General features: G+C 44.9%; 13 protein-coding genes. 11 read left to right on the top strand and 2 right to left on the bottom strand.

Features of this window, described 5'->3' with window-relative positions; all coding sequences use genetic code 11:
* From QUB24_RS11350 to QUB24_RS11320, 7 genes are all read left to right on the top strand, one after another.
* Nucleotides 1-1,550 (top strand): O-linked N-acetylglucosamine transferase family protein (locus QUB24_RS11350; RefSeq protein WP_445300400.1); only part of this gene is annotated, 1,550 nt, incomplete at its 5' end.
* A gap of 295 nt (nt 1,551-1,845) precedes the next feature.
* The gene (locus QUB24_RS11345; protein WP_333100464.1) at nt 1,846-2,595 is read left to right on the top strand and encodes a peptidylprolyl isomerase; all 750 of its coding nucleotides are present in this window, start codon (nt 1,846-1,848) and stop codon (nt 2,593-2,595) included.
* Nucleotides 2,596-2,727: 132 nt separating this feature from the next.
* Complete coding sequence (locus tag QUB24_RS11340) at nt 2,728-5,733, top strand: peptidase domain-containing ABC transporter (RefSeq protein WP_333153272.1); 3,006 nt, start codon at nt 2,728-2,730, stop codon at nt 5,731-5,733.
* Between the two features lie 52 nt (nt 5,734-5,785).
* On the top strand, nt 5,786-7,792 hold the full coding sequence (locus QUB24_RS11335; protein WP_333153271.1) for a chromosome partitioning protein ParA: 2,007 nt from the start codon (nt 5,786-5,788) through the stop codon (nt 7,790-7,792).
* Between the two features lie 387 nt (nt 7,793-8,179).
* A complete protein-coding gene (locus QUB24_RS11330; RefSeq protein WP_333153270.1) occupies nt 8,180-10,279 on the top strand; it encodes a hypothetical protein in 2,100 nt (699 codons plus the stop codon).
* Nucleotides 10,280-10,282: 3 nt separating this feature from the next.
* On the top strand, nt 10,283-11,044 hold the full coding sequence (locus QUB24_RS11325) for a glycosyltransferase family 2 protein (protein ID WP_006632227.1): 762 nt from the start codon (nt 10,283-10,285) through the stop codon (nt 11,042-11,044).
* A complete protein-coding gene (locus tag QUB24_RS11320) occupies nt 11,037-12,101 on the top strand; it encodes an NAD-dependent epimerase/dehydratase family protein (protein WP_333153269.1) in 1,065 nt (354 codons plus the stop codon). The genes QUB24_RS11325 and QUB24_RS11320 overlap by 8 nt, the downstream gene beginning before the upstream one ends.
* Nucleotides 12,102-12,157: 56 nt before the next feature.
* Here QUB24_RS11320 and QUB24_RS11315 read toward each other — a convergent pair whose 3' ends face one another.
* Entirely contained in the window at nt 12,158-12,757 is a 600-nt protein-coding gene (locus QUB24_RS11315) for a Uma2 family endonuclease (RefSeq protein ID WP_333153268.1), read from the bottom strand.
* Nucleotides 12,758-12,897: 140 nt separating this feature from the next.
* Nucleotides 12,898-13,572 (bottom strand): methyltransferase domain-containing protein, encoded by a 675-nt coding sequence (locus QUB24_RS11310; RefSeq protein ID WP_333153267.1) that lies wholly within the window; start codon nt 13,570-13,572, stop codon nt 12,898-12,900.
* Nucleotides 13,573-13,622: 50 nt separating this feature from the next.
* Between QUB24_RS11310 and rfbC the strand changes: the two genes are divergently transcribed.
* From rfbC to QUB24_RS11290, 4 genes are all read left to right on the top strand, one after another.
* Nucleotides 13,623-14,168 (top strand): dTDP-4-dehydrorhamnose 3,5-epimerase, encoded by a 546-nt coding sequence (rfbC, locus tag QUB24_RS11305; protein ID WP_333153266.1) that lies wholly within the window; start codon nt 13,623-13,625, stop codon nt 14,166-14,168.
* Between the two features lie 2 nt (nt 14,169-14,170).
* Complete coding sequence (gene rfbD / locus QUB24_RS11300) at nt 14,171-15,043, top strand: dTDP-4-dehydrorhamnose reductase (RefSeq protein WP_333153265.1); 873 nt, start codon at nt 14,171-14,173, stop codon at nt 15,041-15,043.
* Nucleotides 15,044-15,196: 153 nt separating this feature from the next.
* Nucleotides 15,197-16,978, top strand: a complete 1,782-nt coding sequence (locus QUB24_RS11295; protein ID WP_333153264.1) for a hypothetical protein — start codon at nt 15,197-15,199, stop codon at nt 16,976-16,978.
* A gap of 94 nt (nt 16,979-17,072) precedes the next feature.
* The gene (locus QUB24_RS11290) at nt 17,073-18,047 is read left to right on the top strand and encodes a glycosyltransferase family 2 protein (protein ID WP_333153263.1); all 975 of its coding nucleotides are present in this window, start codon (nt 17,073-17,075) and stop codon (nt 18,045-18,047) included.
* Nucleotides 18,048-18,119 lie beyond the last annotated feature (72 nt).

Below are 18,119 nucleotides of genomic sequence, written 5' to 3'. Positions count from 1 at the left end.
TTTCTGGTGGAACAGGCATCTTGCCTGTTAGTTCCACAACAGATGAATTTTCTGGTGGAACAGGCATCTTGCCTGTTAGTTCCACAACAGATGAATTTTCTGGTGGAACAGGCATCTTGCCTGTTCCTCAACAAGTAATTGAGAAGGGTGCAAAATATCAGTTTAAACCAAAGTCGGAAGTAGAAAGGTACTCTGAATATTTCCAGCAGTTAATCAAGTACGTCGCAGCTAATATCGCCAGTTTTCCCGATTCAGAAGTTTGGCGTTATTTAGCGGCTTTTATTGCGAAAAATGTTAGCTTCCAAGCTTTGTATTTGAGCGAGGTCAATCTGCTCAATATATTGAGTCAGCGAGCTGATATTCTGGAATTTAATTTGAAAAATATCGGCAGTCAAATAGAATGGAATTTTCCTCAGAGAGAACCTGAAAGAACTAAAATTAGAGTTGGCTTTTTGCTGGATAAAATTAGTGATGAATCCGAGACTCGTGCTGCAATTGGGAGTTTTGAATATTTAGACAGAAGCAAATTTGAAATAATCGTGTACTATTTCCAGGTACAAGACGAGCGACTGGGGAAATATTGCGAAAATTGCGCTGACAAACTGGTGCAACTGTCAGAAGATTTGCCCCATCAAGTCCGAGAAATGCGATCGCACGATTTAGATATTCTGCTAATCTGCACCAATACTACCGACACTTCTCAACCAAGCGCCCTCCTGTGCCTGCACCGACTAGCGCGAGTGCAAATAGCTAGCGGTGTATCAACCCCCGCAACCACCGGAACCCGAAATATCGATTATTTCATTGCCGGAGATTTGGCACTGCCCGCAGGTGCAGCAGCAGAGTATCGCGAAAAATTAATTAGTTTAGAAGGGTCGGGAGTTTGTTTAAGCTATACTGTAGGATCAGCACCTGGCCGAGTTGAACCGACTCGCAGGAGTTGGGGAGCTACCGATGACTCTGTAGTGTTCATGTCCGGCGCTCAAGCTTTGACAATTATCCCAGAATTGAGAGAAACTTGGGCAAAAATTATTGCGGCGGTACCAAATTCTATTTTAGTTTTGTATCCCTTTCGTTCCCGCAATGAAAACTATCCGACGGTGCCTTTTTACAAACAAATTCGATCGCTCTTTGCCGAATTTGGGATTGACAAAAAGCGCTTAGTTGTGATTAAAGCCCTGCCATCTCGCGCCGATTGCATAAAATGTCTGGAATTGGCTGATATATATTTAGACTCCTATCCATACAGCAGTGCCTGCTCCTTAGCAGAACCCCTGTTGGCAGGGTTGCCTGTAGTGGTAAGAAAAGGGCAAACAACTCGATCGCGACAATCAGCCGCAGTGCTCGAAGAACTACTACTTCCGGAACTGGTAGCAAACAGCGAGAACTCTTATTTAGAGCTGAGTACAGCACTGGGAACCAACCCAGAACTGCGCCGGCACTACCGCGAGCGAATCCAGCAAAAAATGGCGGCAAACCCCCAATATCTCGACAGTCGCGCTTGCTCGACCCAACTCGGAACACTCTTTGAAAGACTATTCCGAGAGTGAAGGAAGAAGGAAGTTCAGCAACTAAGCAGTGTACGGGATTTAACGGATGGATGTTGAGGGAAGAAGGAAGATGGCAGAAGTAAAGATTTTCCGACTCTCCCACTCTCGCATCCCGCTACCATTGTGAGACCCGTGGGGAACCCCTCGCTAGGCAGAGCGTCAAGAAATAGACAGCAATAGCGCTAGCCCACTGACGGTCTGCTATCATCGGGGAATCGAGGGGTTAGTGGTTGTCGCTCTTTTCCTGCCACAGCTAAATTAAAAGGGGAAGCGCAAGTCAGTTGGAGATAAAAAAATGACAGGACTTTTTCAAATAGGCGATAAATTACTGCAAGCTCAGGATATGCCATCGCTCCTGAAGCGGTATCAGTTGATGCCACAATTCTTGCGGGGTGTAATAGTAGACCAAGCGATCGCATCCTTTAGTTGCAGCGACGAAGAACGCAAATCCGCCGTGGAGAACTTTCTGGCACAACACCAACTGACAGCCCCCGAAGCCAAAGAAGCTTGGCTGCGCGGCCAAAATATGACGGAAGAAGAACTTCAAGAGATGGCCGTTAGGCCCTTGCTGATCGAAAAATTTAAGCAAGCCACTTGGAGACCTAAAGTAGATAATTATTTTTTAACCCGCAAAGCCAGCCTAGACCACGTAGTCTATTCCCTGGTACGCACCAAAAATCCAGCACTGGCAAACGAACTTTACTTTCGCATCCTCGAAGGGGAACAAACCTTTGCTGAAGTGGCCCGCGACTATTCCGAAGGGCCCGAGTCGAAGTCAGGCGGCTTGTTGGGCCCCGTACCCCTCAGCCAGCCCCACCCGGCAATCAGCAAACTTTTGTCCGTCAGCCAGCCAAATCAACTCTGGACGCCGCGTCCTCTGGCAGAATGGATGGTAATTATTCGACTAGAAAAGTTCATGCCGGCCCAACTCGATGAATCGATGCGGCTGCACTTGATTAACGAACTCTTTGAAAGCTGGCTCGCCGAACAGATATCGCAAATAGGCCCGCTACAGCCCCTCTCCTCCGTGTCTTCAATTTCATGACAATCAAGCAATTGGGTCAGGGGCCCCCGGATTTATCCGTGGAGACTTGAAAAAGCGTAGCATCCTGACAAAAACCCCCTGGATTCATCTGTGGATTCAATCTAAAATCTAAAATCTAAAATCTAAAATTGGATGACTTCTTCCGCTGTTTCCCTCTCCCAAATTCAGGATTTCCTAGCTCAAACACCTCCCTTTGACCGACTGTCAGAGACGGCTCTGACAGCCTTGGTGGCTAAATGCCAACTCCTTGGCTACCGGACGGGGCAACCCCTGTTTGAACGGGAAAAAATGCCGACTCAGGTGGCAATTATCTATCAAGGCCAGGCCCGGCTGCTGGGATTTGACCAGCGCTCGCAGCGCCACGTAAGTTTGCGCTTGGTGCAGTCGAAGGAAATCCTGGGCTGGGCTGGCTTGCTCAGAGGAGTTCCCTGCGAAACGGCGATAGCCTCTACAGATGTGATCGCGATCGTCCTACCTGCCGAAGATTTCCTGAGCGTACTGGAAAAACAGCCGACATTTGGAGAAGCCTTTCGCGAACACTGTTCGTTGAGCGAAGTATTTGAACTGTTGAGCCTGGAATTGCAACGCCAAGCCGACGGCACTTCCAATCTCAAGGAACTTACCCTGCAAGCTTGGCAAGATGCGACAGTTGTTAACGTACCAAACGGCAACAAAAAAACTCAAGACATCGCCAAAGAGCTAGATGCAGATCGAGTTTGGCTCGTCAGCAGCGGCGTCTTGGGCGACTTTCCCACCGGCAGCCGCTTCTCTGTGGAAAACGCAGCCAAATCCTTAAAAGTAGAAGGCCGCCTCGGCGCGCGATTGGTAGGTTTCCGGGAACCCCCAGAACCTCAAGAAACAGACCCATTGGGCCCGACAGATATAGTAGACCCAGGGCCCAAGCCGATCGGTGGAAAATTGATCGAGGTTCTACCCGGCCCAGACCGTCCCCCAGAACCCAAAACCGACCCCCAAACAAAGGATGGGGCGAGATACCCAGTTTTCCGCGCCAAAGGGCAGATTGACAGCCCGTTAGCTTGCTTCCAGATGTTGAGCAAGTATTTCGGCCTCAAATTTCGTCGAGATATCATCCGCAAAGTTCTAGAAAATCAGTTAAAAACCGCCGGTTCTATCAGTATGCAAGCCTGCGGGGCGATCGCCCAAAGCATCGGCCTCACGCCCCAATTGGCGCAAGTGCCCGCAGAAGCGATCAACCGCATCAAAGCTCCCGTAATGATTAAATGGCAAGATAGCTTTGCCATTATTTACAGCATCACCGAGCAAGAATTGGTGCTCGCCACGCCCGAACAGGGGCTGATGCGGAAGCGGATACCTCAGTTTAAAGAAATATGGGGAGAATCAGGAGAAGTTCTGCTGCTGCAAGCTCCGCAAGTTGAGCAAAAAGAGCAGTTCAGCTTCTGGTGGTTTGTGCCGGCCCTCATGGAACACAAGACAGTGTTTTTTGAGGTGTTGCTTGCTTCGTTTTTTGTACAGTTATTTGGTCTTGCCAACCCATTAATCAGCCAAATAATTATTGATAAAGTATTAGGTCAGCGCAGCATTGACACCTTGGATATTTTGGGTGCCTTTCTGTTAGGTGTTGCCCTGTTTGAAGGACTGCTCAACGGTTTGCGTACCTTTTTGTTTATAGATACCTCAAACCGCATCGATGTCAAATTGAGTGCGGAGGTAATCGACCACTTGCTCCGGCTGCCCCAGAATTACTTTGACAATCGGCGCGTGGGAGATCTGGTTTACAAATTCAGCATGATGGGCCAGATTCGGGAATTCATGACGAGTACAGCTCTGACAGTGGTTCTTGATGCGGTATTTTCGGTGGTTTACGTCGCCGTGATGCTCTCCTACAGCGTGCAGCTAACGGCAGTATCTTTGGCAGTGGTACCGATACTGGGGCTGATGATTGTTATAATCAATCCGCTGGTGCTGCGCCTGATCAAACAGAGAAATATGCGTTTTTCTGACTCTCAATCTTATTTAGTGGAAGTAGTCGGCGGGATTCAAACTGTTAAGGCTCAAAATATTGAATTGAAATCCCGCTGGGAGTGGTCGAGCCGCTACGCAAAATACATTACAGCCAGTTTTAAAACAATTATCACGGGGACTGCGGCAGGTACGGTTAGCAGCTTTTTAAACCAGGTGGGTAACTTAGCTCAGTTGTGGGTGGGAGCTTATTTGGTACTGGGAAATGAGATTACTTTGGGTCAGTTGATTGCTTTTCGAATTATTTCCGGAAACGTGACTGGTTCGCTGCTGCGTTTTGTCAGCGTCTGGCAGAGTTTCCAAGAAGTCTCGATGTCGATCGATATGCTTAAGGATGTGGTCGATACGCCGACGGAAACCAGCGATGAAGACCGCAGCAATATCCCGCTGCCAGCAATTCAAGGGCAGGTTACCTATGAGGAGGTTTCCTTCCGATTTCTAGAAAGCGGGGCACTGCAATTAGCTAATGTTAATTTGGAATTTCCTGCTGGCAGTTTTGTGGGAATTGTGGGTGGAAGCGGTTCCGGTAAAAGTACGGCGATGAAGCTGTTGCAGCGTCTTTATCCGCCGCTGTCGGGCCGGATTTTTATAGACGGCTATGACATTTCTAAGGTGGAACTGTACTCGCTTCGCAGCCAACTTGGGGTGGTGTTGCAAGATACTTTGCTGTTTAACTGTACTGTGCAGGAAAATATTGCTCTGAGTAATCCCGATGCGAGTACGGATGAGATTGTGCGAGCTGCGAAATTAGCGGTGGCTCACGATTTTATTATGGGCTTGCCTGCTGGCTACAATACGGTGGTGGGAGAGCGGGGTGCGTCGCTTTCAGGGGGTCAAAGGCAGCGTTTGGCGATCGCCCGGACGATTTTGCAAAACCCGAAACTGCTGATTTTGGACGAAGCTACAAGCGCCCTCGACTACCATTCCGAACGCCAAGTTTGCAATAACTTAGCAGAAGCTTTTGCTGGCCGCACGGTGTTTTTCATTACTCACCGCCTGACTACCATCCAAAACGCTGATGTAATTATTATGATGGATCAAGGTTCTGTAGTCGAGCGGGGAACTCATAAAGAATTAATGGCTCTTAAAGGGCGTTACTACTGCCTCTTCCAACAACAAGAGTCATCGAATACCTGATATCTAACAACTCACAACTGATCGCTAACGCTTAACAACTGAGAACTAACAAATGGCTATGAAATCGTTAATACTTTCTGAGCAACCAGTCATTCTCGAAAAACCAGCGATTTGGTCGCACTTGTTTTTGTGGATGATCATGCTGATGACCACTTCTGCTGTAGTTTGGGCTTATTTTGCTAGCGTAGAGCAAGCTGTCCCCGCTGTCGGCCAATTGGAGCTCAAAGATGGTGCTAGAGACATCCAAGCACCTGCTACGGGCGCTGTGGTGAGACTTCACGTTGAAAATGGCGATCGTGTGGAAAAGAACCAGCCTTTGCTCACTTTCAACCCAGTTGCACCCAGTGCCGATTTAACATCGGTTCAGAAAACTAAAGAAGCTCTGGAAAAGGAAAATAAATTTTACGAAGATGTTGTCAACGGCAAAATTCAAGGCGCTGTTCCTTCTAACCTAGAATCAACAATCAAGGACAGACAGAGCCTTACGGCACAAAATCAAGTGCTGCAAGCTTTGATTGACGAACTGTACCTCAATCGGGGAGCTAGCGGAAATTTTGATGCAGCCCAGCAAGGACTTTATGTTAATTATCGATCGGAGTTTCTGTCTCGCGTCGCCGCAGCTCAAGGCCAAGTTCAGGAGTTGGAAAAACAACTGAAGCAAGCTCAGGATGCTGAGAAAGCCGCCGGCGATCAAATGACAGTGGCACAGCAACAATTGGGTTTTGCCCAGAACCAATTAAATTATGCTCAGCAGCAGTTAGCTTCTTCGCAAGAGCAAGTAAAATCAGCCCTGGCTCAGAGAGATTTGGCCCAAGAACAGTTAGCGAAATCCCAACAAGTATTGAAGTCTAACCAAAACATTCTAGGCAGACTCGCCCCCCTGGTGGAGGAAGGAGCCATTGCTGAACTGCAAAAAGAACGTCAAGAGCAAGATGTTTTCAGAGGCCAAAGCGACGTTCTCAAACAGCAAGATCAAATCAAGCAGCGCGAAGGTGAAATCAACTCTCGCAAAGGCGAAATAAACACGCGCCTCGGTGAAATCAATACGCGCCGAGGCGAAATTAACGCGCGTCAAGGTGACATCCAAAAAATTAGTGCTGAAATACAGCGCCAGCAAGGAGAGCAAGCGCGCATTCAGGAGTCCATCGCCCGCGCCGAAGAACAGTTGAAAAACACGAAGGATACCTGGGCGAAAGAACTTTATACCAAAATTGCTGAAAACCAGAAACAAATTGCCAGCAGCGATTCTCAACTAAGCCGCTTCAAAGTGGAAAACCTGAAAAAGCTGTCTGAGGTGAACGCTCAGCTAGAAAAGGCTCAACAAAACCGCGACACTCAAGTGATGAAAGCTCCTGTATCGGGGGTAATATTTGATTTGAAGCCTTCTACGAAGGAGAAAGCTAAGTTGGATATGGCGAAAGATCCGATATGCCAATCCATTATTAATACGGTGCTGAAACCGGGCGAACCGCGCCCAGCACGCTGCGAAGAAGCTTATTACGAAGCGCAGCAAACTGAAAAGCTGCTCAAAGTTTTGGATGACGAAAACGGTCTGGAAGCAGTGGTTTACCTGGAAAACAGCAATGTGGCTCTGGTATTGGATGCTTTGAGACAGAAGCGGGCAAAATTGGAGCAGTATCACGGCAAGCAATTAGACGGAGAAAAGATTGACTGCGAAACAGGTAAAAGTTGCGTTTGTCCAGAGAAGGAAGTTAACAGAGAGAAACTGGGTTTAACAAAATACCAATGCGTGCCTGTGGAAGTGAATGTAGAAGCTTTCCCGGCGATGGAGTTTGGTACTGCTGAGGGTGAAGTGATAGAGATTAGCAGCGATGCTGAGCCTCCTACGGAACTGCGGAAATACTACGCTTTCAAAACCAAAATTAAGCTCAAGAATCAGAAGTTTGTTTTGAACAAAGGCAAGGCGAATGAAGTGGAGGTTAACTTGCAGTCGGGAATGTCCGTGAGTTCTAATATTAATATCGGCAAGCGGACTGTATTGCAGATGTTTATCAACCGATTTACTGGGAAAATGGATACGTTCAAGACTATTAAGTAGCGAACAGTTGACGGTTGACGGTTGACGGTTGACGGTTGACGGTTGACCGTTGACTGTTGATTGTCAGTCTAAAAGCTGATGATATCATGTCCGGTCGAGCGAGATCGATTTTTGTAGGGGCTCCCCTCACCCACAATACCTGCGAATAATTGACACTCTCAAAAACCCGCCCTGACCGGGATATTATGGTTAATCGATCGGACATGATATGACTAGATTTTACAATTCCGATGCTATAGCAATCCTAAATCAGTTGTACAAATATGTAGGGGTAGTGCTACCCCTACTCCCCGTGCCTACCCCCCACGGATCGGGGCAACCACGGGGGGTTTGCCTCTACAACAATTACACAATTCATTGAGAATCGCTATACCGGATTGGATATTAATGAAAAAATTAATCTTATTTACTTTATATCTAATTCCTGTCCTCTTATTAATCGGATTTGTAGCGAATTTTAGCGTTAACGTTCCCGTTGATGACGAGTGGAGGTTAGCTAGCCTTTTTGAAAAAATAGCTGCGGGAAATGTAACTTTTAACGATTTTTGGGCTTTGCACAGCAACCACCGTATACTTTTCCCTAAAATAATTATTGCGGTGCTGGCTTTTGCTTCCCGATGGAATATTAATTATCAGTTGTGTCTCAGCATAGGTTTGGCTGCGATAAGTTTTATCGCTATGTACAAGTTATCCTCGATGCAAGTTAAGAATGTCGCGGATGATTTGTGGCATTTAGCTAATATTTTAACTTGTATTTTGCTTTTCTCTCTAGTTCAGCACGAAAACTGGCTTTGGGGATTTCAACTCGCTTGGTTTTTCGTGAATTTGTGTTTTGTCGCTGCGGTTTATGCGCTGATTTCAAATCACAAATTATTGCCTAATATAGCGGTTTTTAATCGGATGAAACAGAGATGTTCCACCACGATTAATAAGCTATTTAGGAACGGGCAAGATGCCCGTTCCACAAGAAGATTGAATTTTTGTGGAACGGGCATCTTGCCCGTTCTTGAGAATGATGCAACACCTCAGATCAAACAGAGTACCGACACGGCACTGCCGTGTCCCTACGATATTCAAATATCGATTGCGGCTGGATTCTGCTTTATTGCGAGTTTTTCCCTGGCCCAAGGCTTGCTTTCTTGGTTGGCTGCGATTCCGGCTGTGGCGGCTGTAGAAGGAAATGCGGCGCAGAAAAGAACAAGACTTATTGTCTGGATGCTGCTGTTTGCGACAACTTGTGCTGTTTACTCAATTGATTATCATCCTAGCCGGAAAGCAAGTATTATTTCATTGTTGAATAAGCCGTTTGTGGTGATTGATTACTTTTTGAGTTTGTTGGGTTCGCCTATTGTGCGATCGCCTGGAATTTCAGCATTAGTTGGATTGCTAATATTTGCAAGTTTCTTATTTTTTGTATTCTATTTCTTTGTCATTGGGAACCCTGCGAAGCAATCTCCAGCCCCTGCGATTGCTTTGTTCCTCCCAATGACAGATAGAAATGATATTGCTGAAAGCTATAGCAATCCCAACTCAGTTATGAACGTGGTTCAGGCTGCGACGCTGGACGGGCAAGATGCCCATCCCACAATTCATTTAGGATTACGGCAAGATACTCATTCCAAAATTGATTTAGGAGTGCAATATCAGGCTTTACCTTGGCTGTCAATAGGTTTGTTTTCGGTTTTATCGGCTCTGTTTATTACGGCTGGTAGGGCAGAATTTGGGGCGATTCAGGCGCTCGAATCGTCGAGATATACGACTAATTCGATTTTGTTATTAATTGCTGTGGTTCAGCTAGGGCAATTGTTTGTTCGAGGTAATTATCAAGAAATACAAGCTAAGTTAAAGAGGAATTATAAATTTATTTATCGCGTAGTTGCAGGGCTGTTAATTGCCACAATTATTGTTAACTCTCAACAGGCGATCGCCCAAACTCGATCGGCAATTATTTACAAACAAGGCGCTCAAGATTGTTTGCAGTTAATTAACTATCTCGAACCATCGGATTTTTTCAATAATTCGCAGGAAAGCTGTTTGAGGGTGCTGAGCAAAAAAACTTGGCTGGTGAGAGAAGGCGCTGCAATAATCGACAAAATAGGTTGGATAAAGTTCGCGAAAAATGTAGAGTTTATTTCTAATACCGAGAAAGTTTACGGTTATTTAGACAAACCTCAAACTAGCGATAAATCCTTGACTGTTAAGCAAAATGATGCTGTCAAGGCTGCTGGTTGGGCGGTTTTGCCAGAAAAATTGCAACAGCCGAATATTGTACTGCTATCTGTCGGGGACAAAAAATCTTTTTTTGCTAACGCTTATGTAAATTTGGACAGTCCCGACATTGCGGAGAGTTTAAAATCTGAGTTATACAATAATGCAAGGTGGGCTGTTGATTTGTCGGATAATAATTTGCCGATCGCCCAAACTGAAATTAAAGCTTGGGTGTATAATCCTCTTGACAACCAGTTTGTCGAGTTGCGCGGAGGATGAGGAGTGAAAATTTCTGTGATTATACCAGCCCACAATGAGGAGGGCTGTTTGTACGGTACTGTGCGGGCGATCGCCCAGACGCTCGATTTAGAAGGCATTCCGCACGAAATTTTGATTGTGAATGACAATAGTGTCGATCGAACTATTGATATTTGCCAGGAGTTGTCAGAGACTTTTCCCACAGTGAGATACATCAACAATCAACCTCCCAACGGTTTCGGATTTGCTGTGCGCCGGGGATTGGCGGAATTTGACGGAGATGCTGCGGCAATTGTGATGGCGGATGCTTCCGACGATCCGATGGATTTGGTAGCAGGATACCGCAAGCTGCAAGAAGGATATGATTGCGTTTTCGGTTCCCGCTTTATCAAAGGCGGCTTTGTGGTTGATTATCCAATTCACAAGTTAGCAATTAACCGCTTAGCAAACTGGTTTGTCAAAAGTATTTTCGGCTTGCGGTACAGCGATGTCACCAATGCTTTTAAAATTTACCGCAGAGAAGTAATTGAAGGCGTACAACCGATTTTGAGCCATCATTTTAATTTGACAGTGGAACTGCCTTTAAAAGCAATTGTTCGGGGTTTTTCCTATACGGTGATTCCTCTGAGGTGGTACAATCGGACGGCAGGTATTTCTAAGCTGAAAATCAAAGAGATGGGCAGTCGATATTTGTTTATTGTCTTGTATGTCTGGCTGGAAAAACATCTCTCTCGCGGCGACTACCACCGGACTAGAAAGATAGCAAAATTAAAAGTGAATGCCTGAGAGAATTTTAATTGTTGGTGGTGCCGGTTTCATCGGCAGTTGTTTGGCAATTGACCTGAAGAAACTGCACCCGGAATGGCAAATAATTTGTTTAGATAACCTGCGTCGCCGGGGTTCAGAATTGAATCTGCCTCGGCTTAAAAGTTGGGGGATTCAGTTTGTTTACGGGGATATTCGCACCGCGGCGGATTTAGATCCAGTTGCACTGAATACTGACTGCATTATAGATTGTGCTGCGGAGCCTTCTGTGCTGGCTGGTTTTAGTTCACCACAGTACGTTTTGCAGACGAATTTACTGGGTACTGTGAATGTTTTGGAGTTGGCGAGACAAACGGGTGCTAGTTTGCTGTTTTTGTCTACGAGTCGGGTTTATCCGATCGCCAGTGTCAAATCTGTTAAACTGTTAGAGTTGCCGAATAGATTTGCGATCGCCCCTGAGCAAACTTTACCCGGTATATCGGAGTTGGGCATATCAGAAGACTTCCCATTAAAAGGACACCGTTCGCTTTACGGAGCAACTAAATTAGCTTCGGAATTGCTGATTGAGGAATACAGGGAAGCATACAATGTGCCCGCAATTATTAACCGCTGCGGGTTGATTACTGGTGCTTGGCAAATGGGTAAAGTAGATCAGGGAGTTTGCGGTTTGTGGGTGGCGGCTCACTATTTTCAAAAGTCGCTGAGTTATATCGGTTTTGGCGGCAGTGGGAAGCAAGTTAGGGATTTGCTGCACGTGGAAGATTTGTTGAGGTTAGTTAATTATCAGTTAGAAAATTTTGCTAAATTTGATGGCGAAGTTTTTAATGTAGGCGGTGGTTTTAGCAACAGTCTTTCTTTGGTTGAGACAACTGATTTGTGCCAAAAGATTACGGGTAAATCGATTTCAATTAATCCTGTTTTGGAGGAACGCGCCGGGGATATTCCGATTTTTATTACTGATTCTTCTAGGGTGATGGAGAAAACAGGATGGCGGCCTGTTATTGGGCCGGAAGCGGCTTTGCAGGATATTTATGATTGGATTGCTGCTAATGAGGTGGTTTTAAGTTCGATTTTGTAGGGATTTTTTAACTACAGATGCACGCTGGCCAGACGCCTGTGCCGCAATAATAGCCTTCATCCCCAAACTTCTGTCAAATCTAAAATAAACCCCGGCAACACATCTTCACCCGACAAAGTTCCAGGATTTTCCAGCACTTCTACATTTTGACTTTGCCTGTAAATCTCCACTTTTCTGTTTTTTCTATCTATCAACCAACCTAAACGAACCTGGTTTTCCATGTATTCTTTCATTTTCTCTCGCAGTGGCTTCATATTGTCACTTTTAGAACGGATTTCTACCACAAAATCAGGACTTAAGGGAAGAAAGCCTTCTTTTTGTTTTGGGGTGAGCCCATCCCACCTTTCTTGACGCACCCAAGACGCATCAGGAGAGCGATCGGCTCCATTAGGTAAGTGAAAACCAGTAGAAGAGTTAAACGCTTTACCTAGTTTAGTTTGACGGTTCCACAACCAAATTTGTCCTTCTATATCGAGATTTCTGTATCCTGTTTCGCCTCCGGTTGGTGGATTCACGATTAACTCTCCTTGTGCTGTTCTTTCTAATTGTAATTCTCGGTTGGCGATCGCCAATTCAACGAACTGTTCGCGGGTAACGGTGAGTGTTAGTGTCGGCGGAATATTCACAGCAATGGCGCGGGATGTTTGTGTCATCATTTTTTTCCTAAAATTGATGCTTTTTTAGCAAATTTATCCTGATTTTGCCCAGCCCAAACTACAGGACTACTTGCAATTTTTATTATAACAATTGAAATGGTCTAGGGGCGGCGATCGATCTCGATCGCTTTCCCGGAGCATTAATTGTTTGGTTTCGATGCTTTGACAAACATTTGCCCTCCCAAAAACCGCCACAACAAACGTAATTTCAAGTAAACTTTTAACAGCAAAGGCGAGGCAGGTCTGCCTTTTGTCGAAAACGGTAAAAATCTTGGTATAATTAAGTCGATTTCAAACCCGACTGTTTGTAAAAGCTCTTGCAGCGATAAGTGGGTAATCGGTAATTGATGGTCAATAAAATCGTAATATTCTTTGAATGAGTATTTAAAATTTGGTTGGACAACTAAGATAGAACCCCCTGGCTTAAGCGCTTCAAAGCAAAATGCAATAATTTGGATTAGTTCTTCTTTGTTGCGGAGATGTTCAAAAAAGTTAGAGATAAATATTCGGTCAAATTGCTCGCTAAAATCTGGGTTTTTGCCAATATTTAATATATCAATATTCAGCACTTTTACATCAGGGTTGGCTAATAACTTTGAATCGGGATTGAGGTCAATCAAACATTTGTTTTCAGCCCTAATTTGATTTATAAACTCGCAGTAACCGCCGCCAATATCTAAAACGGTTGATTCGGGAGGAACATAATTTTGTAAAAAATCGTCAATTAAAACTTTCCATAGTGCCACCTTCGCTTGCAGTTGTCGGGAATCAAAGCGGTTGGCATACAACTTTTTGAGATATGTGTCAGTTTTCATAGTAAAATAGCCTAGACTGAGTATGAGTTTATCACGCGATACAGCTAACTATGAATGTTATATCTACCGAAATACCGGAAGTTCTGATCATCGAGCCGAAAATTTTCGGAGACGATCGCGGTTTCTTTTTTGAGAGTTTCAATCACAAAGCTTTTGTCGAAAAAACAGGTGTGACGGCAGCATTTGTTCAAGACAATCATTCCAAATCCTCTAAAAATGTGTTGCGCGGTTTGCACTACCAACTGCAGCAGCCTCAAGGCAAATTGTTGCGGGTAGTGGCTGGCGAAATATTTGATGTAGCGGTGGATATTAGACAAAGTTCGCCGACTTTCGGAAAGTGGGTGGGGTGTTTGCTGAGTGCAGAAAATAAACGGCAATTTTGGGTGCCGGCGGGATTTGCACACGGTTTTTTAGTGGTTTCCCAGACTGCTGAAGTTTTGTACAAAACTACAGATTATTATGCACCGGCACACGAGCGGTGTATCCTGTGGAATGACCCGGATTTGGCGATCGACTGGCCGCTAGATGGTGCCCAACCAATCTTATCAGCTAAAGACCAAGCTGGACAAACGTTGAAAACAGCTCAAGTGTTTTGATTATGAAAATTTTACTCGCAGGTGGCAGCGGACAGCTAGCTCAAGAATTGCAGCCGATTTTATTATCTTGGGGAGAGGTAATTGCGGTCGATCGCACTCGCCTCGATTTATCCCAACCGGAAAGCATCCGTCAAGCAATGGCTGAAATTCAACCGGATTTAGTCGTCAATGCGGGTGCTTATACTGCGGTAGACAAAGCGGAAAGCGAACCGGAATTAGCAAACGCCATCAACGGTATTGCACCCGGAATTCTCGCAGAAGAATGTGAAAAACTGGGAGCAAGTTTGATTCACTTTTCTACTGATTATGTATTTGACGGCAGCCACGGTTCTGCTTATCAGGAAACAGATTCTACTAACCCGCTAGGAAGTTACGGGAAGTCGAAATTAGCAGGCGAGGAAGCAATTCGGAAAGCGGGAAACCGACATATTATTATTAGAACCGCGTGGGTTTACGGCAATAGTGGCAAAGGTAATTTTGTCAAAACCATGCTGAGGTTGGGAAAGGAAAGGGAAGAAATTCGAGTAGTAGCAGATCAGATCGGAAGTCCTACTTGGACGGGCGATTTAAGTGCGGCGACTTCGCAAATTATTCCTCTCCTTGGGCAAGAAAGTTTTGGGACTTACCAGTACACTAATAGCGGTGTTTGTAGTTGGTACGATTTTGCGATCGCCATTTTTGAGGAAGCAGCACAACTCGGCCTTCCCCTAAAAGTTCAGCGCGTAATTCCCATCACCACCGCCGAATATCCGACACCCGCAAAACGCCCCGCTTTTTCGGTTCTCTCTACGGTAAAAATATCAGCACTTCTGGGTACGTATCCTCCCCACTGGCGGCAAGGACTCAGACAAATGCTGGCAAGAGAAGTGAAATAAAAAATTGAGCAAGACTGTAAAGTAGCCAGAAACCGGGTTTTTTAACCAAAATACTTGGTTCTAACCCTCAATCAAGTAAAAAACCCGGTTTATTTAATCCCAGCGCGTACAACTTAGCCCAAATCGATTAAAAATATCGCCATCTCCCAATCCATGAAAATCAAGCAACAATATATTTTAATTGCCGCCTCAGTTTTCGGCATCCTAATACCAGCTTCATATATTTTGTACTTGATATCCCAAGCGGGAGAATTGTCTAATTTTGATTATTGGTGGATGACGTGGAATTTTTATTCAGTAGACGGTTTCTCTACAAATCCTTTTAATTGGATATTTCGGGCGAACGAGCATTTTGTCTTAATTCCGGCAATTATTTATGGCTTGAATATAGTCTTCACCAAAGGTTCAAATATTGGTTTATGTTTAGTTGCCTGGTTCTTGGCTTGGATTCAGTGCCATGTATTAATTGCTCTGCTGCCATTAAAATTGAGGCGTTTTCCGCTGCAATTTATCTCACTACTCCTTTGCATTTCTATTTTTAATTTTACTCCGGCGGCGGCTCACAATTGGATGCGGGGATTCAGCGGCGTTCACTGGATAATTGCTAATTTATTTGTGATTTGTTCGATATTTTGTTTGCAATCCTATGCGACAGATTTATTAAATAAAAGGGAGGCAGAGCCTGGTAACGAGTTTGTAGGGGCGGTGCCCCCGTGCCCGCCCCCGCATTTACAAAATAAGTGGGTAATTGGCAGCATTGTTTTTGGCGTTTTAGGCTGTATTAGTTACAGCACTCCTTTAGCTTTGTGGCCGATATTGTGTGCTGCTGCTGTTGTGCTGCGGTTTCCTCGGCGAATAACTTATTTGTATTTCATTGCTTCGATTGCAGTGATTGGCATTTATTTTTTAACTTATAAAACTCCATCTCATCACCCTTCTTTAACTAAAATTAACCCGCTCAAAACTCTCGAATATATTCCCATTTATCTCGGCGGAATTTTTAGCGAAAATATTATTGTTGCTTCAATTATTGGTATAATTGGTTTGATTGCAACGACGGGTTTTGTGGGTTGTTGGCTATTTGTAAAAAAGGTCGCTAGACCGGATTGGCTGCCTTGGCTATCAATCCAACTTTACACGCTGCAAACGGCGTTAATGGCGGCGGTTAGTCGATCGGGATTTGGCGTCGAACAGGCCACCGCTTCCCGCTACGCCACACTCCCAGCTTTGTTTTGGATGAGCACAATTGTGCTAACAGTATTGTGGGTGCGCGAGTTGCAGCCAACACCAAGAATTCAAGGGCGTTGGTTGACACCCCTGTTTGCAGTCGCCACAGTCGCGATTATTTTAATGTACGGGGTGGGAGGCGAAACTGCAATGGCGATCGCCCGCAGAGCAACCTATCAGCCGTTAGTAGCATTATCACTGCAATTAGGCATCACCGACGTAACGCTAATTAAAGACCGCGTAGGCAACAAACCCGCCGCTTTTGTCGGGTTAATCGACGCATTAAAAACTAACAACTTAGTGCCATTTAACCGAGACATCAAAAAACACAATTTTTGTGCAGCATTAGACACAAAAATAGACCCAAATTTACTGTCAGCGCCCAAAGACGGAGTACCCGGATATTTTGATACCGTAACTAAACTCGCGCCCGCCGGTTCCAGAGTAATTGGCTGGGTAGGAGACCCCGAAAACAATGTAAAATGTATTGCCATTCTCAACCAAGAAAATGTCGTTCGAGGTTTTGCCATGTCAGGATTTCCGCGCCCCGATTTAGTTAAATTGTTTGGTACTTCCTACGAATTCGCAGCTTGGAGAGGATATATTGAAACATCACCAACAGATAAATTATTGACAGCTTATGCCTCCTTTAAAAACCGCGAAGGTTGGGTAGCCTTGCGAAACTCCCAAGTTATCAATAAAAACTAAAAAACCTCTCTTTCTCCTCCTCTGCGCCCTCTGCGCCCTCTGCGGTTAATCAAAAAAAATCTCATTAACAACACAAATGAAATAAAATATCTCTATGCCAAAACAACTCAGCTTCGTAATCCCAGTTCACAACGAAGAAGCCACCCTAAAATTGCTGTTTGAAAAAATCAAAATAGTCATGTTCCAAACAGAAATTGACAATTACGAAGTCATTTTCATAGATGACGGTAGCCGCGATTATTCCTGGCAAGAAATCACAGATTTAGCCAGCCTACATCCCAAACTAATTAAAGCCATTAAAATGCGCCGCAATTTTGGCAAATCCGCCGCACTTTCAGCAGGATTTCGCAATGCAGCAGGGACAATTATCTTTACTCTCGATGCTGACCTTCAGGATGACCCCGCTGAAATTCCCAAATTTTTACATCATTTAGAATCTGGATTTGACTTAGTTTCGGGTTGGCGAAAACAGCGAAATGACCCGCTTTCTAAAACTTTACCTTCCAAGCTGTTTAATGCCGTTGCGTGTTTGCTGACTGGGGTGCAAATGCACGATATGAATTGCGGTTTTAAAGCTTATCGCAGGGAAGTTTTGCAGTCGATTAAATTGTACGGGGAATTACACCGCTACATTCCAGCTTTAGCAAACAATTTAGGGTTTAAAATTGGCGAAGTAGTTGTCGAACATCATCCGCGAAAGCACGGAAAATCGAATTACGGCTGGGAACGTTATGCGCGGGGATTTCTTGATTTGTTGACGGTGTTAGCAACGACGCAATATTTGCACAAACCGGGTCATTTGTTTGGAGGTTTGGGATTGTGTTTTGGGTTGGTTGGAACTGTTGCGCTGAGTTATTTGATAGTTATTTGGTTTCTGAATTTGGCGGGGATGAATTTTGGGCCGATCGGGAATCGACCTTTGTTATTTTTTGGGATTTTGTGTACAATTCTGTCGGTGCAGTTGATTTCCTTGGGGATTTTAGCTGAGTTGATGGCGCGAAACGTGGATGCTGATTATGTGGATAAGCAAATTAGCGAAATTATTGATGATTCTGGTTTTGATATTTAACCGCAAGATGGAAACGGCGATTGAAACGGCGATTGAAATCGCTTCTACACAAGCAAAGTCTGCCTCCGCAGA

Origin of the sequence: Microcoleus sp. B9-D4 (assembly GCF_036705105.1) — a bacterium.
GTDB lineage: Bacteria > Cyanobacteriota > Cyanobacteriia > Cyanobacteriales > Microcoleaceae > Microcoleus.
Note: the sequence above shows the minus strand (reverse complement) of the source record. Positions and strands in the feature narration are given on the sequence as shown.

Excerpts from the sequence above, each read along its gene's own strand:
- QUB24_RS11320 (WP_333153269.1), top strand. The coding sequence starts at position 11,037 with ATGCCTGAGAGAATTTTAATTGTTGGTGGTGCCGGTTTCATCGGCAGT.
- QUB24_RS11290 (WP_333153263.1), top strand. The coding sequence starts at position 17,073 with ATGCCAAAACAACTCAGCTTCGTAATCCCAGTTCACAACGAAGAAGCC.
- QUB24_RS11340 (WP_333153272.1), top strand. The coding sequence starts at position 2,728 with ATGACTTCTTCCGCTGTTTCCCTCTCCCAAATTCAGGATTTCCTAGCT.
- QUB24_RS11335 (WP_333153271.1), top strand. The coding sequence starts at position 5,786 with ATGGCTATGAAATCGTTAATACTTTCTGAGCAACCAGTCATTCTCGAA.
- QUB24_RS11345 (WP_333100464.1), top strand. The coding sequence starts at position 1,846 with ATGACAGGACTTTTTCAAATAGGCGATAAATTACTGCAAGCTCAGGAT.
- QUB24_RS11315 (WP_333153268.1), bottom strand. The coding sequence starts at position 12,757 with ATGATGACACAAACATCCCGCGCCATTGCTGTGAATATTCCGCCGACA.
- rfbD (WP_333153265.1), top strand. The coding sequence starts at position 14,171 with ATGAAAATTTTACTCGCAGGTGGCAGCGGACAGCTAGCTCAAGAATTG.
- QUB24_RS11295 (WP_333153264.1), top strand. The coding sequence starts at position 15,197 with ATGAAAATCAAGCAACAATATATTTTAATTGCCGCCTCAGTTTTCGGC.
- QUB24_RS11330 (WP_333153270.1), top strand. The coding sequence starts at position 8,180 with ATGAAAAAATTAATCTTATTTACTTTATATCTAATTCCTGTCCTCTTA.
- rfbC (WP_333153266.1), top strand. The coding sequence starts at position 13,623 with ATGAATGTTATATCTACCGAAATACCGGAAGTTCTGATCATCGAGCCG.
- QUB24_RS11310 (WP_333153267.1), bottom strand. The coding sequence starts at position 13,572 with ATGAAAACTGACACATATCTCAAAAAGTTGTATGCCAACCGCTTTGAT.